This window comes from Actinophytocola sp. (genome assembly GCF_036555685.1).
Classification (GTDB): Bacteria; Actinomycetota; Actinomycetes; order Mycobacteriales; family Pseudonocardiaceae; genus Actinophytocola.
Genome location: NZ_DATBKY010000231.1, coordinates 1 through 15,298 on the forward strand (window position 1 = coordinate 1; position 15,298 = coordinate 15,298).

The 15,298-nt window shown below is 70.4% G+C and carries 13 protein-coding genes; 7 read left to right on the forward strand and 6 right to left on the reverse strand.

Going from position 1 to position 15,298, the window contains the following annotated elements; genetic code table 11:
- Window positions 1-31 precede the first annotated feature (31 nt).
- The gene (locus tag VH969_RS22020) at window positions 32-880 is read right to left on the reverse strand and encodes a M23 family metallopeptidase (protein ID WP_331977194.1); all 849 of its coding nucleotides are present in this window, start codon (window positions 878-880) and stop codon (window positions 32-34) included.
- A 192-nt stretch (window positions 881-1,072) separates the two neighbouring features.
- Here VH969_RS22020 and add point away from each other — a divergent pair, with 192 nt between their 5' ends.
- Together add and VH969_RS22030 are read left to right on the forward strand one after the other, a co-directional pair.
- Complete coding sequence (gene add / locus VH969_RS22025; protein ID WP_331977196.1) at window positions 1,073-2,095, forward strand: adenosine deaminase; 1,023 nt, start codon at window positions 1,073-1,075, stop codon at window positions 2,093-2,095.
- 118 nt (window positions 2,096-2,213) lie between these two features.
- Entirely contained in the window at window positions 2,214-2,834 is a 621-nt protein-coding gene (locus VH969_RS22030; RefSeq protein ID WP_331977198.1) for a gamma carbonic anhydrase family protein, read from the forward strand.
- Between the two features lies 1 nt (window position 2,835).
- Here the strand turns inward: VH969_RS22030 and VH969_RS22035 are convergent, their stop codons facing one another.
- Window positions 2,836-3,576, reverse strand: a complete 741-nt coding sequence (locus VH969_RS22035) for an SDR family oxidoreductase (protein WP_331977200.1) — start codon at window positions 3,574-3,576, stop codon at window positions 2,836-2,838.
- 87 nt (window positions 3,577-3,663) lie between these two features.
- Between VH969_RS22035 and VH969_RS22040 the strand changes: the two genes are divergently transcribed.
- Genes VH969_RS22040 through VH969_RS34565 form a run of 3 tightly spaced genes read left to right on the forward strand, consistent with a single transcriptional unit; the run spans window position 3,664 to window position 6,695 of the window.
- A complete protein-coding gene (locus VH969_RS22040) occupies window positions 3,664-4,308 on the forward strand; it encodes a TetR/AcrR family transcriptional regulator (protein WP_331977202.1) in 645 nt (214 codons plus the stop codon).
- A gap of 35 nt (window positions 4,309-4,343) precedes the next feature.
- A complete protein-coding gene (locus tag VH969_RS22045) occupies window positions 4,344-6,347 on the forward strand; it encodes a prolyl oligopeptidase family serine peptidase (RefSeq protein ID WP_331977204.1) in 2,004 nt (667 codons plus the stop codon).
- Between the two features lie 57 nt (window positions 6,348-6,404).
- Window positions 6,405-6,695, forward strand: coding sequence for an SDR family oxidoreductase (locus VH969_RS34565; protein ID WP_414638600.1), 291 nt, complete (start codon window positions 6,405-6,407; stop codon window positions 6,693-6,695).
- On the opposite strand, the gene VH969_RS22055 is transcribed toward VH969_RS34565, so the two are convergent.
- The 3 genes from VH969_RS22055 to nrdR all read right to left on the reverse strand — a co-directional run bounded on the left by VH969_RS22055 (window position 6,619) and on the right by nrdR (window position 10,674).
- Window positions 6,619-7,170: a TetR/AcrR family transcriptional regulator gene (locus VH969_RS22055; protein WP_331977208.1), complete on the reverse strand. Its 552-nt coding sequence runs from the start codon at window positions 7,168-7,170 to the stop codon at window positions 6,619-6,621. The two genes, VH969_RS34565 and VH969_RS22055, sit on opposite strands and share 77 nt — an antisense overlap.
- A 136-nt stretch (window positions 7,171-7,306) precedes the next feature.
- Entirely contained in the window at window positions 7,307-10,126 is a 2,820-nt protein-coding gene (locus VH969_RS22060; protein ID WP_331977210.1) for a vitamin B12-dependent ribonucleotide reductase, read from the reverse strand.
- 95 nt (window positions 10,127-10,221) lie between these two features.
- Window positions 10,222-10,674, reverse strand: a complete 453-nt coding sequence (gene nrdR, locus VH969_RS22065; RefSeq protein ID WP_331977212.1) for a transcriptional regulator NrdR — start codon at window positions 10,672-10,674, stop codon at window positions 10,222-10,224.
- A 1,510-nt stretch (window positions 10,675-12,184) separates the two neighbouring features.
- On the opposite strand from nrdR, the gene lexA reads away from it, so the two are divergent.
- Window positions 12,185-12,850, forward strand: coding sequence for a transcriptional repressor LexA (gene lexA, locus VH969_RS22070; RefSeq protein ID WP_331977250.1), 666 nt, complete (start codon window positions 12,185-12,187; stop codon window positions 12,848-12,850).
- The gene (locus VH969_RS22075) at window positions 12,847-14,172 is read left to right on the forward strand and encodes an amidase (protein WP_331977214.1); all 1,326 of its coding nucleotides are present in this window, start codon (window positions 12,847-12,849) and stop codon (window positions 14,170-14,172) included. The genes lexA and VH969_RS22075 overlap by 4 nt, the downstream gene beginning before the upstream one ends.
- On the opposite strand, the gene VH969_RS22080 is transcribed toward VH969_RS22075, so the two are convergent.
- On the reverse strand, window positions 14,157-15,245 hold the full coding sequence (locus VH969_RS22080; RefSeq protein WP_331977216.1) for a hypothetical protein: 1,089 nt from the start codon (window positions 15,243-15,245) through the stop codon (window positions 14,157-14,159). The genes VH969_RS22075 and VH969_RS22080 overlap by 16 nt on opposite strands.
- Between the last annotated feature and the right edge of the window lie 53 nt (window positions 15,246-15,298).

Sequence of the window (15,298 nt, forward strand, 5' to 3'; positions counted from 1 at the left end):
CCGGCGCGTCGCGCCGGCACTCCGGTTCAGCTCATCCGCAGTGCTCGAACGGGCTGGTGTAGCTGTTGGAGCCGACCGAGCCGCCCCACTTGACACACTTGCCGGCCGCCGACTTCTTGACCGGACCGGCGTAGTAGGCGAACGAGCCGGAGTCGGTTGTTCGCGTGCCGCCCTGGACCTCGAGGAACGCCGATGTCGCCGACGCATTCCCGATCGAGGTCGCCTTGATCGTCGCGACGCAGTTAGAGCTGCCGTTGTAGAGCAGGTACGCGGTGCCGGCAGACCCGAGCGCGGCGTGGTCGATCACCTGGAACCCGCTGCCACAGGCCGCCTGCGGGGTGTACGGGTTGTTGGCCTCGCAGGTGTTGTGGCTGGTGTAGCTGCGCGATCCCCAGTAGAGGATTTGCGAGCCGTTGAAGGAGATCTTGACCGCGGTGCTGCCGGAGCGCTCCTCGAAGTGCAGGTGCGGGCCGGTCGATCCGCCCGTGGAACCCACGTTGCCGATGAGCTGGCCGCGGGCGACCTGGTCGCCGACCGCCACCCGCTGCACCGACAGATGTGCGTAGCGGGTCGTGAAGCCGCCGCCGTGGTCGACCTCGATCCAGCGGCCGTAGCTGGTCGAGCCCTCGTTGGCGACGCGAGACACGCGGCCCGCGGCGGCCGCGGCGACCGGGTCGCCGTCGTCGTTGGTGCGGTTGAGGTCCACGGCGTTGGGCGGGCTGTGGTCGCTGCGGGTCTGCCCCTCCCAGACCTGCCCGCAGGGGAAGGGCATCTGGTACGCGGGCGCGGCGGCGGCCTCCGGAGCCGCGCCGAACACCGCCACGGCGGTCGAGGCGAGCGCCGCGCCGGCTAACGCGGCGATCGCACGGAATCTGCGCATCTGCTACCTCCACGGAGAAAGCAACGGGACGTGATGATCGGACCACGCCGCGCACATGTCGTGGAAGACCTACCGGCTAGTTCGGCAGTAAACAGATCACCAACCAAATATGGATACCGTGATGAGTCCACGTGACTGGATCACCCGATCGTGGCTTGAAATCCAAAGGGCACGCTCGGGCAATATGGTCATGTGTTCGATTTCATCTCCGCCCTCCCCAAGGCCGAGCTGCACGTCCACCTCGTCGGCTCGGCGTCCGTCGACACGGTTCTCGAGCTCGCCAGGCGCCACCCGGACAAGAAGGTCCCCACTGAGCGGGATGCGCTCGTCGCGTTCTACGAGTTCACCGACTTCGCTCATTTCATCGAGGTCTACATCAAGGTCAACACGCTGGTGAACACCGGAGCGGACATCACCGCGCTGGTCGAGGGCCTCGCCGCGGACCTGGCCCGCAACGCGGTGCGGTACGCCGAGGTCACAGTCACGCCCGTCACGCACCTGACGACGGGCATCGAGCCGGACGAGCTCGCCGAGGCGCTGACCGTCGGCCGGACGCGGGCTCGCGAGCGGCACGGCGTCGAGCTGGCGTGGGTGTTCGACATCGCCGGCTCGCTCGGCTACGACCACGGCATCGCCACGGTGGAGTGGGTGCTGCGCCATCGTCCAAATGGGACAGTGGCGTTCGGCCTGGGTGGCCACGAGGTCGGCGTGCCGCGGGGGATGTACCGGGAGCCGTTCGACATGGCGCGTGCCGGCGGCCTGCACCTCGTGCCGCACGCGGGCGAGACGACGGGCCCGGAGACGATCTGGTCCGCCTTGCGCGATCTGCATGCCGAACGGATCGGCCACGGCACGAGCGCGGTCGCCGACCCCGAGCTCCTCGCCCATCTGGCCGGTGAGGGCATTCCGGTCGAGGTCTGCCCCAGCTCCAACATCCGGACCAAGGCGGTGCGCTCGCTCGCCGAGCATCCGTTACCCAAGCTGCTCGACGCGGGCGTCCCCGTCACGCTGGCGACCGACGATCCGGGCATGTTCCACACCGACCTCAACAGGGAGTACCTGCTGTGCCACGAACACTTCGGCCTCGGCCGGTCCGAGCTGGCGGATCTGGCGAGGGCAGGCGTACGCGCGGCGTTCTGCCCGGACGAGCGAAAGGCGGTGCTATTGACCGAGATCGACGCGGCTGAGAACGGCCAGGCCAGCCCCGGGACGTAGTTGAGCGGCCGGCGGCATGTCTCAGCGATCGGTGCGACCGTTGCGTCGGTCTGCGGCACCTAACGCCACGTCCGATTTCCGCCAGCCGACCGTCCGCGACCGGACGAGCATCGGGGACATGTTGATCCGGCACCGGGGAGCCGAACCGCGGGTCGACCCGACCGCGTGGGTGGCGCCCAACGCAACGCTGGTCGGCGACGTTCGGGTGGGTCCGGGCGCGAAGATCCTCTACGGGGCGGTGCTCGACGCGGAGGGCTCGCGGGTCGACGTGGGCGAGAAAGCAATCGTGTCCGAGCACGCGGTGTTGCGGGCGACAGCGGTCACCGACGCGGACACTGCTGTGTCGGTCGGACATCACGCGTTCGTCGGTCCACATGCGACGGTTCTCGGCGCGACGATCGGGCCGTGTACGTACCTGGCCGCCCAGGCGACGGTGCTGCATCTGGCCCGCACGGGCGAGGGAGCGTCCGTCGCGGTGGGCGCGCTGGTGCACGCGCGGACCATGTTGCCGGCCGAGTTCTTCGTGCCCCCGCACAGCACCGCGGTCGGCGACCCGGTGCGGGTGCTGTCCGCCGACCGGGCCGACGAGCTGGCCGACGCCATCCGGGACACGGCGTTCGCGGACGCCGCGTTCGGTGTCCGTACCGAGTGGACGGACCGGGTCGCCCGCTACCGGCTGGTGGCCGAGGTTCGTGCGGCCGAATACGCGGCCCACGCGGACGACACCGTGGTGGGTTGAGTCAGGCCGGGTCGCGGGCGGCGAGTGCGGTGACAACCTGTTCGGGGCGATCGCGCCTGACGTAGAGGTCCCAGAACACCGCGGCGATCTCGTCCGGGTCGACGACGGCGAGGCGCAGATCCTCCGCGTCGAAGTCGCCGAACCGTGCGGCGCCGGCCGAGGTCGCGAGGAGGGCCTCCACTGCGCTGCGCTTGATCAGGCCGCCGATCGGTACCACGCCGACGTACACGCCGTCGCCGGCCACCGCGCCGTTGAGATTGTGCACGTAGTTGCGCATCGCGGCGAGCGCGATGCCGACGTTGCCGAGCTGCGGCACCGGCTCGAGGGCGCTGGTGCCGGACGCGAACAGCAGCGCGCCGTCGCCGCGGTCGCGCATGCCGGGGAGCAGCAGCCGGGTCAGCGCGATCGGCGCGAGCAAGAGCAGGTCGAGCTGCGTGGGCAGGCCGTCGGGGTCGACGTCGAGGACGCCGACCCGGGGCTGATCGAGGCCGTTGGGGCTGTACACGGCGACGTCGATATGGCCGAAGCGGTTCTCGATCGCCTCGACGGCGGCAGCGAGCTGGGTCCGGTCGAGCACGTCGGCGACGAACGTGGCCGTCTCGCCGCCGAGCTCGGCGGCCAGCGAGTCGAGGTTCTTCCGGCCCCGTGCGACCAGCGCGATCCGGAAGCCCTCGGCGGCGAACCGGCGGGCGACGGATAGGCCGAGAGCCGGCCCGGCACCGAAGATGGCAGCGGTCTTCACGATCACCCCCCTAAGTTGAGAATGCCCTCAAGTTCAGCCGACCGTACCATCAACTTGAAAGGAGCCTCAACTTACTAGGATGACACCGTGAAGCCGGACGCCCGACCGCTGCGCCGAGACGCGCAGCGCAACCGCGACCTCCTCGTGGTCGCGGCGCGGCAGGTGTTCGCCGAACGCGGGCTCGAGGTGCCGCTGGAAGACATCGCGCGCGAGGCGGGCGTCAGCATCGGCACGTTGTACAACCGGTTCCCCACCCGCGGCGCGCTCGTCGACGCGGCGCTCGCGGGCAAGGTCGCGACGGCGGTCGAGCTGGCCGGGCGGGCCGCGACGAAGCCGGACCCGTGGGAAGGGTTCGCGTGGTTCCTGGAACGGACGTGCGAGTTGCAGGCCGCCGACCGCGGGTACAACGAGCTCTGCGCGCGCTCCCTACCCGAGGCCACCGAGATCGAAGCGCTCAAGGCGAAGGGCCACGCGCTGGTCCTGGAGATCGTCGACCGCGCGCAGCGAGCGGGTGCGCTTCGCGCGGACTTCCGCGACGGCGACTTCGCGTTCGTGCTGTGGAGCGTCGCCCGCACGATCGAGGCAACCGGCCGGCATGCCCCGGACGCCTGGCGCCGCCATCTGGCGTTCATGCTCGACGGCTTTCGCGCGCCGGCGGCAAGCCCGCTCCCCCGGCGCGCGCTGGCGCCGGACGAGGTCGCCGAGGCGATGCGCAACCTCGGCGACCGCTGACGCCGCGAGCGTCGCATCGCAGGCAGACTGGTGCCATGAGTGATGACGACCCGTACCTCTGGCTCGAGGACGTGACGGGTGAGACCGCGCTGGACTGGGTTCGGCAACGCAACGCCGAGGCCGTCGACGAGCTGACCGGGGTGCCACGGTTCGGCGAGCTGCGGGACGAGATCCGTGAGGTCCTCGACGCGGACGACCGGATCCCGTACGTGCGCCGGCGCGGCCGGTACCTCTACAACTTCTGGCAGGACGCCACGAACCCGCGCGGGCTGTGGCGCCGCACGACGCTCGAGTCCTACCGGACGGCCGACCCCGAGTGGGAGATCGTGATCGACGTCGACGCGCTCGCGAACGCCGAGGAGGAGAACTGGGTCTGGCAGGGCGCGACGGCGCTGCGGCCGGCCTACCGGCGGGCACTCGTCGAGCTGTCCCGGGGCGGCGCGGACGCGGCCGTGGTGCGCGAGTTCGACCTGGAGACGCTGGAATTCGTCGAGGACGGGTTCACGCTGCCCGAAGCGAAGAGCCGCGTCGGCTGGATCGACGAGGACCGCGTCTACGTGGGCACCGACTTCGGCGAGGGCTCGCTGACCAACTCCGGTTACCCGCGCATCGCCAAGGAATGGCGGCGCGGCACGCCGCTCACCGAGGCGACCCTCGTGTACGAGGGCAAGCCCGAGGACGTGTCGGCCGGGGCGTACCACGACCCGACCGAGGGGTTCGAGCGCGACTTCGTGTTCCGCAACCTCGACTTCTACCGCACCGAGAAGTACCTGCGAACCCAGTCCGGCCTCGTGCGGATCGACGTGCCGGACGACGCCGAGACGTCCGCACACCGCGAGTGGCTGCTGATCGGCACGCGTTCGGCGTGGACCGTCGGCGACACGACCTACCCGCCGGGCGCGCTGCTCGCCGCGCGGTTCGACGACTACCTCGCCGGCGAGCGCCGCCTGGAGGTGCTGTTCGAGCCGGACGAGCACACCTCGCTCGCCTATCACGCGTGGACCCGCAACCACCTGATCGTCGCGACGCTGGAGGACGTCAAGAGCCGCTTCGCGGTGCTCACGCCCGGCCCGGACGGCTGGTCGCGCGCCGCCCTCGACGGCGTGCCCGAGGTGGGCTCGGCCGACATCCTCGACACCGACCCGGACGAGAGCGACGAGTACTTCCTCAACGCCAGCGGCTACACGCAGCCGGGCACGTTGTACCGGGGAGAGATCGGCCGCGAACCGGAGGTCCTCAAGCGGGCGCCCGCGTTCTTCGACGCCGACGACATCCCCGTGGCACAACACTTCGCCACCTCCGACGACGGCACGAAGATCCCCTACTTCGTCGTCGGGACCGGCGAGGGACCGACCCTGCTCACCGGGTACGGCGGCTTCGAGGTCTCGCTCACCCCGGCCTACAGCGGCACGACCGGCCGCGGCTGGCTCCAGCGCGGCGGCACCTACGTCGTCGCGAACATCCGCGGTGGCGGCGAGTACGGGCCGACGTGGCACCAGTCGGTCCAGCGCGAGCGGCGGCTGCGTGTCTACGAGGACTTCGCCGCCGTGGCCAAGGACCTCGCCGCGCGCGGCATCACGACGCCGGAGCGGCTCGGCATCCAGGGCGGGTCGAACGGCGGTCTGCTGATGGGCGTCATGCTCACCCGCTATGCCGAGCTGTTCGGCGCGATCGTGATCCAGGTGCCGCTGCTGGACATGCGCCGCTACCACAAGCTGCTCGCCGGGGCGTCGTGGATGGCCGAGTACGGCGACCCCGACGACCCGGACGACTGGGCGTTCCTCGCGGAGTACTCGCCGTACCAGAACGTCCGCGCCGAGCCGCCGTACCCGCCGACGCTCGTCATCACGTCCACACGGGACGATCGGGTGCACCCGGGGCACGCCCGCAAGATGGTGGCGCGCCTGCGCGAGCTCGGCCACGACGTGCGCTACCACGAGAACATCGAGGGCGGCCACGGCGCGGCCGCGGACAACGAGCAGCTCGCGTTCAAGTGGGCGCTGGTGTTCGAGTTCCTGTGGGAGCGGCTGGGCGACTAGCCGGCCACCCACCAGCTCGAGCTGCGTGCCGCGGAACCGGCGGCACAGCGCCCGGTCATGCGACACGACGACCAGCTCCCCGACCAGCGTCAGCGACAGGTGGTTGGACGCCTCGTCGAGCAGCAGGTCCACCTGCCCGGTCAGCAGGCGTCGCCGATCCGCCGGCTGCTGGCGCCCGAGGAGGTGGCGCCCGCGATCGCGTTCCTCCGCTCACCGGCGAACACGGCGGTGACCGGCGAGCCGGTACGGGTCAGCGGCGGCCCTGTGACGGTCACGGCCGGACCAGCGCGACGATCGCGGCGAGCCGCTCCTTCTGCCGGTTCTCGCTCAGCCGGCCGTCACGGGTGAGCGTGACCAGGCCGTGCAGGGCGCTCCACACGACCTCGGTGAGGATGGTGGGGTCCGTGCCGCGGGCGTAGCGCGTGACCGTGGCGCGCAGCTCGGCGAACGCCTCCCGGAGCGAGGCCGGCGGGTCGGATGTGGCGAAGTGCAGGCCGCGGCCGAACATCCCGTCGTAGACCGCCGGGTTCGCGTCGGCGAAGCCCAGGTACGCCCCGACGACCGCGCGGATCGGGTCGTCCGGCCACTCCGCGCGCGCCCGGGCCAGCTCCTCCGCGAGCTGTGCGAACCCCCGGTCCGCGACGACCGCGATGATGGCGTCCTTGCCGGCGAAGTGCGTGTACAGCACGGGCTGGCTGAACTCGATGAGCTCGGCGAGCCTGCGGGTGGTGACCGCGGCCCAGCCCTCGGCCTCCGCGAGGTCACGGGCGGTCTGCACGATCAGCTCGCGCCGCTGCGCCCGCTCGCGGTCTCGCTTGCCCACCTGTCGAAATTAACACCGGTGAGCCAGACCGGTCAGTCTCAACAGTGGTGTGGGCACCCCGCGGCGTCGAGCTGACCCGGATACGACTATCCCCTCGCCCGCCTCCTGACGAGACGGACGAGGGGAGATACGTCGGTCAGCTGCAGCCGGACGTCGAGCCGCAGCCCTCGCAGACGTAGCACGAGCCTGCCGGGCGCATCTTCGTGCCGCAGGTCATGCACAGGGGGGCGTCGGCGGCCTTGCCGAGGTGCAGTTCCAGCAGCTCGGTGGAGCTGTGCGCCTCCGTGATCTCCGGCGTCTCCGCCTTGGCCGGTTCGACGGCCGGCCGGGCCGGCGTCGAGTCGACCGAGACACGCATGCCCTCGATGTCCACGTCGGACGGTGCGCCGTAGTCGGTGCTGACCTGGGCGGCGCGCTCGTCCGCGGTGAAGATGCCCAGCTGCGCCCGCTTGTCGTACGGCAGGTAGTCCAGCGCGAGCCTGCGGAAGATGTAGTCCAGCACGCTGGTGGCGATCCGCAGGTCGGGGTCGTCCGTCATGCCGGCCGGCTCGAACCGCAGGTTCTGGAACTTGGAGACGTAGAACTCCAGCGGGATGCCGTACTGCAGGCCCACCGAAATGGACGTGGCGAAGGCGTCCATCACGCCGGCCAGCGTCGAGCCCTGCTTGCCCAGCTTGATGAAGATCTCGCCCAGCCCGTCGTCCGGGTACGAGCCCGCGTGCAGGTAGCCCTCGGCACCGGCAACGGTGAACGACACCGTCTGCGACGGGCGCTTCTTCGGCAGACGCTTGCGAACCGGGCGGTACTCGATGATCCTCTCGGGCTCAGCCGTGCCCTTCGCGCCCTTGCCGGCCGACAGCGGCTGGCCGACCTTGCAGTTGTCGCGGTAGATCGCGAGCGCCTTCAGGCCCAGCTTCCAGCCCTCGAAGTAGATCTGCTCGATGTCCTCGACGGTCGCCGCCTCCGGCATGTTCACCGTCTTGGAGATCGCACCCGAGATGAACGGCTGCACCGCGGCCATCATGCGCACGTGCCCCATCGGGGCGATCGAGCGCTCGCCCATCGCGCAGTCGAACACCTCGTAGTGCTCGCGGCGCAGGCCCGGCGCGTCCACGACGTGCCCGTGCTCGGCGATGTACTCGACGATCGCCTCGATCTGCTCGTCCTGGTAGCCCAGCGCCTTGAGCGCACGCGGCACGGTCTGGTTGACGATCTGCATCGAGCCGCCGCCGACCAGCTTCTTGAACTTCACCAGCGCGAGGTCGGGCTCGATCCCGGTCGTGTCGCAGTCCATCATCAGGCCGATCGTGCCGGTCGGGGCGATCACCGCCGCCTGCGCGTTGCGCCAGCCGTTCGACGCGCCGACCCGCAGGCCCTCCTGCCACTCCCGAGTCGCGAGCTTCTGCACCGCGGTGTCGTTGTGGTGGTAGGTGCGGATGAGGTCGTTGGCCGCGGCGTGCTTGCGCATGACCCGCTGGTGCGCCTCGGCGTTGCGGATGTAGCCGTCGTACGGGCCGACGATGCCGGCCAGCTCCGCGGAGCGGCGGTAGGCGGTGCCGGTCATCAGCGAGGAGATGCTCGCCGCGAGCGCGCGACCGCCCTCGGAGTCGTACGCGTGGCCGGTCGCCATCAGCAGCGCGCCGAGGTTGGCGTAGCCGATGCCCAGCTGGCGGAACTTGCGCGTGGTGTCGGCGATCGGCTCGGTGGGGAAGTCCGCGAAGCAGATCGAGATGTCCATCGCGGTGATCACGAGCTCGACCGAGCGGCTGAACAGCTCCGCGTCGAACGTGCCGTCCTCACGCAGGAACTTCATCAGGTTCAACGACGCGAGGTTGCAGCTCGAGTTGTCCAGGTGCAGGTACTCGCTGCACGGGTTGGACGCGGTGATCCGCCCGGACTCGGGGCAGGTGTGCCAGTCGTTGATCGTGTCGTCGTACTGGATGCCGGGGTCGGCGCACTCCCACGCGGCACGCGCCATCTTGCGGAACAGGGACTTCGCGTCGACCCGCTCGAGGATCTCGCCGGTGGTCCGGGCGCGCAGGCCGAAGTCGTTGCCGTTCTCGACCGCGTGCATGAAGTCGTCGGAGACACGGATCGAGTTGTTCGCGTTCTGGTACTGCACCGACGTGATGTCGGCGCCACCGAGGTCCATGTCGAAGCCCGCGTCGCGCAGGACGCGGATCTTCTGCTCTTCCTTGGCCTTGGTCTCGATGAACTCCTCGACGTCGGGGTGGTCGACGTCCAGGACGACCATCTTCGCGGCGCGGCGGGTGGCGCCCCCGGACTTGATGGTGCCGGCGGACGCGTCGGCGCCGCGCATGAACGAGACGGGGCCGGAGGCGGTGCCGCCGGACGAGAGCAGCTCCTTGGACGAGCGGATGCGGGAGAGGTTCAGACCGGCGCCGGAGCCGCCCTTGAAGATCAGGCCTTCCTCGCGGTACCAGTTGAGGATCGAGTCCATCGTGTCGTCGACGGAGAGGATGAAGCAGGCGGAAACCTGCTGCGGCGACGACGTTCCGACGTTGAACCAGACCGGCGAGTTGAAGCTGAACACCTGGTGCAGCAGCATCCAGACGAGCTCGTGCTCGAACGTCTCGGCATCGGCCGGAGTGGCGAAGTAGCCGTGCTTGACCCCGCTGTCCACATAGGTCTTGACAACGCGGTCGATCAGCTGGCGCAGCGAGTGCTCGCGGACCGGGGTGCCCACCGCGCCGCGGAAGTACTTGCTGGTCACGATGTTCGTCGCGTTGACCGACCAGAACTCGGGGAACTCGACGCCCCGCTGCTCGAAGTTCACCGAGCCGTCGCGCCAGTTGGTCATCACCACGTCACGCTGTTCCCACGTGACCTCGTCGTACGGGTGCACGCCCTGCGTGGTGTGCACACGCCGCACGGTGAGCCCCCGGCTCGCCTCCTGGGCGTCGTGCCCCGCGGACGCGCCGACCGTCTCCGTCATGACCAGTCCCTCTCCCTCGTTGATCGCTACCCCTGGCACGGACGTCCGCCCTGACGTCTCCGGCCGGTGTGGCCCGTTCCTGACTCGTTGCCGCCTCATTCGTCCTTTGTTCCCCGCAACCCCGCGATCTCCTTCTCGAAGTCCTCGATGGAGGAGAAGGAGCGATACACGCTGGCGAACCGGAGGTAGGCGACCTCGTCGAGCTCGCGCAGCGGACCGAGGATGGCGAGCCCGACCTCGTGGCTCGGCACCTCGGCGGCGCCGGTCGAGCGGATCGTCTCCTCGACCAGCTGGGCCAGTTGCTGAAGGGCGTCCTCGTCGACCGGACGCCCCTGACACGCCCGGCGAACCCCGGTGACGACCTTTTCCCGGCTGAACGGCTCGGTGACGCCGGAGCGCTTCACCACCGCGAGAACCGCCTCCTCGACCGTGGTGAACCGCCGGCTGCACTTGGCGCACGACCGCCGGCGCCGGATGACCTGGCCCTCGTCGACCTCTCGGGAATCGACGACCCGGGAGTCCGCATGGCGGCAGAACGGACACCGCATCCCAGATCACCCCTCGTGGCGTTTCACGCCCGCAGGTCAGCCCACCTGGTGATCATCTTGTGGATGGCCGGTGGACAACGTGGCCCAACCTGTGGACTAACTACAAGCCTGTAACTACTAGATGTTGTGGTCGACACTAAGCCTAGACGCCACATGATGCAAGTCGTCCCAAGGTGCGACACGCGGACGGACGGGTGTTCCTCGGGTGTCCTGGGCGGTGCTCACCCGTGGCGGAGAGGGCGTGAGTGGCCGGTCTTGTGGGCATGCCGACGAGGCTTGGTGCGGTGCTCCGAACGGGCCACGCGGCGAGCCCCGAACTGGGTGGCGAGCCTCGGATGAGGCGCACGTGGCGGCCGCGCTGGGCGGCCGTGGCGGACTTTGGGTCCGGGCCGGGCCGGGGCGCTTGAGGGACGGGCCTGGAGCATGTCGGGGCCGGGTTGACGGCTTGGCCGAGGCTCATGGGTTGAGGAGCCGTGGCCGGCGTGGTCGTCGTGCGGTCGTCGTGCGGTCGTCGTGCGGTCGTCGTGCGGCTCAAGGCCGCTCAGCTCGCCTCCCTCGTGGCCTTGGACACGCCAATCAGGGCAGGTCTGGCGGCCTGCCCATCCCGGTGTACGCCAACTACCCAGCCGCACTGGATCGAGGGATCGAGCGGGTCCGCCGTTGATCAAGAAGCAGTGAGCTGGAGGCAAGATCGTCGCCAGCGCGCCCCCGCGTTCCCGGCCACCCGGCCCCAGAAACCCAGACTCACTCAGCAGGAACCGTCAGAGGCTGCCCAGGCGTGACCCCACCCTCCAGACCGCCGTTGAGCTCCCGAATCCGATCCACGACTGCGTCAGCGTCGCTCCCCGGCGCAACCCGCCCCGCGAGCTCCCACAAGCTCTCCCCGGGCTCCACCCGCACAACCGTCGTCCGATGGGGAACCGACTCGGCACCGGAGCCCGACAACACCCCCAGGCCGACGACGGCGGCACACGCCACGCCCGCGACGGCGAGCAATAAGGACACGGGCAGGTGCTGACGACGTGGTTCGCAGGCCGTGCGTGGCATGACCCGCGGTGCGCGCGTGACACGCCGGCGACTCGGCGGGGCGACCGCATCGCGGCGCCCGCGCTGCAGGGGAATCGCCGGCTCGGCGTGCCGAGTGTGCTGCGTCGTCCTGTGCGTCGTCACGCTCATGACTGCCTCCTGACGCGTTCGAACACCTGCCCGAAGCTCGAACAGTCGTTCGATCGAACCCTCGTGCGAATTTGTACCACGGGGCACTGACAAAAACGAGAACCGTCCGGCGTGTCGTCGAACAGGTGTTTGATCTCGTCGTCGCAGCCGGTTAACGTCGAAGTCGCAGTTGAAACAGACAGTCACAGCCGGACGTTCGAACAAACGACCGGCTCGCAGGGAGGCAAGGGCAGTGCCACGCAAACCCGGAGGGATACCCAAGGGTGTCCCCAAGCGGAAGCCCCTCAAGGGGAACCTACGCAGCTTCCCGGACCTCGACCGGGACGACGCCGAGCTGCCCGTCCGGCAGCGTGAGGTGCTCGAGGTGATCCGCACCTGGGTGGAGCGCTTCGGCTACCCGCCGAGCGTCCGGGAGATCGGCGAGGCCGTCGGCCTGACCTCCACCTCCAGCGTCGCCTACCAGCTCCGCGCGCTGGAGCAGAAGGGCTACCTGCGCCGCGACCCCAACCGGCCGCGGGCGATCGGGGTTCTGCCGCCCGACGCCGAGCCGCTGCCCGTGGAAGAGGTCGGCGCCGCGACGCTGGTCGGTGAGGACACGATGGAGGAGGACACCGACAACGCGCCCCAGCCGGCGTACGTCCCGGTCCTCGGTCGCATCGCCGCCGGTGGTCCGATTCTCGCCGAGGAGGCCGTCGAGGACGTGTTCCCGCTGCCCAAGGAGATCGTCGGCGAGGGAGCGCTGTTCCTGCTCCGCGTCACCGGTGACTCGATGGTCGACGCGGCGATCACCGACGGCGACTGGGTCGTGGTACGCCAGCAGCCGACCGGCGAGAACGGCGAGATCGTCGCCGCCATGATCGACGGCGAGGCCACGGTCAAGACGTTCAAGCGCAAGGACGGCCACGTCTGGCTGATGCCCCACAACGAGGCCTACGAGCCCATCCCCGGCGACGACGCGACGATCCTCGGCAAGGTCGTGGCGGTCCTGCGCCGCCTGTGATCGAGGCGCCGCCCGGCGCCGGCTTCTTCGCGACGCACACCGTCGCCGGGCTCGCCGCGGATCTGCGGACCGGCCGGCGCAGCGCCGCCGACCTGGTGGAACACGCGCTGGCCGAGGCCGCGAGGTCGACGCTCAACGCCTTCGTGACCGTCGACGAGCCGGGTGCCCGGGCCGCCGCGCACCGCGCCGCCGACGAGCTTGCCGCGGGAGTGGATCGCGGTCCCCTGCACGGGATCCCGGTCGCGGTCAAGGATCTCGTCGACACCGCGGGGCTGCGGACGACCATGGGCTCCCGGCACTTCGCCGACCGCGTACCCGACCGCGACGCCGAGTGCGTGCGCCGGCTGCGCGAGGCGGGCGCGGTCGTCGTCGGCAAGACCGTGACGCACGAGTTCGCCTACGGGCCCACCGGCGACAAGTCTGCACACGGCCCCGCGCACAACCCGTACCGGCCCGACGCCATGTCCGGCGGGTCCAGCGCGGGATCGGCGGTGGCCGTGGCCGCGGGCATCGTTCCGCTCGCGGTCGGCACGGACACCGGTGGCTCGGTGCGCATTCCCGCCGCGGCCTGCGGAGTCACCGGGCTGCGACCCACCTACGGGGCGGTCCCGGTCGACGGCGTGTTCCCGCTCTCCCCGACCCTGGACTCCGTGGGCCCGCTCGCCCGCACGATCGACGACTGCCGGCTGATGTGGCGCGTCCTGGCCGGCCGCGAAGCCCCCGAAGCGTCCACGCGACCGGTGCGGATCGGCTGGGTCGAGCCGGAGGCGTTCCACCCGGCCGACGAGGCCGTGACCGCCGCGGCGCGCAAGCTCGTGCCCGACGCGGAGACCGTCGAGGTGCCGGACGCCCGCGTGCTGCTGGCCGACTACCGCCTCATCCAGAGCGCCGAGGCCTACGAGATCCACGCCGAACGGGTCGCCCGCGCGCCCGAGCTCTTCGGCGACGAGCTCGTCGCCCGGCTGCGCGTCGCCGAGCAGGTGCGCGGCTGGGAGTACGTGCGTGCGCTCGAGCACCGGCGCCGCGCCGTCGCCACCGTCGAGACGCTGTTCGACGGCCAAGACGTGCTCGCGCTGCCCACGCTGCCGATCACCGCGCCGCCCATCGGCGCGCGGCGGACCAGCGCCGGCGGGCGCGAGGTCGACGTCCGCGCCGCCCTGTTGTCGCAGACCAGCCCGTGGAGTGTCCTCGGGCTGCCTGCGCTGTCCGTGCCCGCCGGCCTGGTTGACGGGATGCCGGCGGGCTTGCAGCTCGTCGCCAACCCCGGCGGCGAGGAACTGCTGTTCGTGGTGGCCGAGCGCCTCGTTCAGCCGCCGCGGTAGAACCGGCGGCGGGACCGCGAGGCGCGCCAGCGCAGCGACGCCAGCACGCCCATGACCAGCAGGATCGCCACGCCGGCCGCGGGCACGATCGGGATGCCCTGCTTCGAGACGCTGCTGGCGCTGTTGGCGATGTCGCCGGGCGGCGCGGGCGCGGCCGACTCGGGCGGCTTCTGCGAGCCGGACTGCTGGGCGGGCGGTGCCTCCGTCTGCTTCGCGACCAGCTCGGTCGCCTTGGCCACGAGGCGGATCGGCTGGCCGACCTTCTCCGACGCCGACACGAGCGAGCCGTCCGGCTCGAACGCGATCGCCTCACCCTGCGCCTCGTTCGGCAGCGGGACGCGGACCGGCTTCGTGTTCAGCGCCTTGACGATGTCCTTGTCCGGCGCGGCGTAGAGGTAGGCGTCGGTGTAGGTGCGCACCGCCACGACCTTGCCGTCCGAGCTGACCGCGCCGCCGGTGACGGTCCGCGAACCCACGGCGCCCGGTACCGGGCCGCCGGGCGTGTTGGTCGCCGCCAGCTTGATGGTGGCGACCTTCTTCATGGGCGTCGGGCCGGGGCTCTTGAGCTGGCGGACCGGCGAGTAGACGCCGGCGTTGCCCACGTCCTTCGTGATGAAGTACGGCGCGCCGTTCGTGCCGACCAGCATGGCCTCGGCATCGTGCTTGCCGTCCGGGTAGGTCATCCGGTACAGCGTCGACTTGCCGGCCGGGGTCAGCGCGATGATGGCAGCGGTCGTGCGCTCCAGGTTGTTGTCGCCGCCGTCCGCGAGCAGGAACGTGCCGTCCGGGGCGCGGCCGAGATCCTCGACGTCGAAGGGGTCGACCTGGCCGACGATCTGCCGCTCGACTGTGCAGTCCTTCTTCAGGACCACGACCGTGGCCTTCTCACCGCCGTCGTTGACCGCGTACCACCGCTCCTTGTCCGCCCACAGACCGGACAGCTCGGCCAGCGCCGGGTCCTTGTTCGTGCACTTGTTCGCCGGTTTGGCCGGTTGAGCCGGCTGGGCGGCTGCCGCCTGGGCAGGGATCGTCAGCCCGAGCAGCAGAGAAACTGCTAGGACAGCTAGCCGCACACCACACCTCCGTGACCCGATCGTGACCGATCTGGAGTCCTACGGTATTCGCT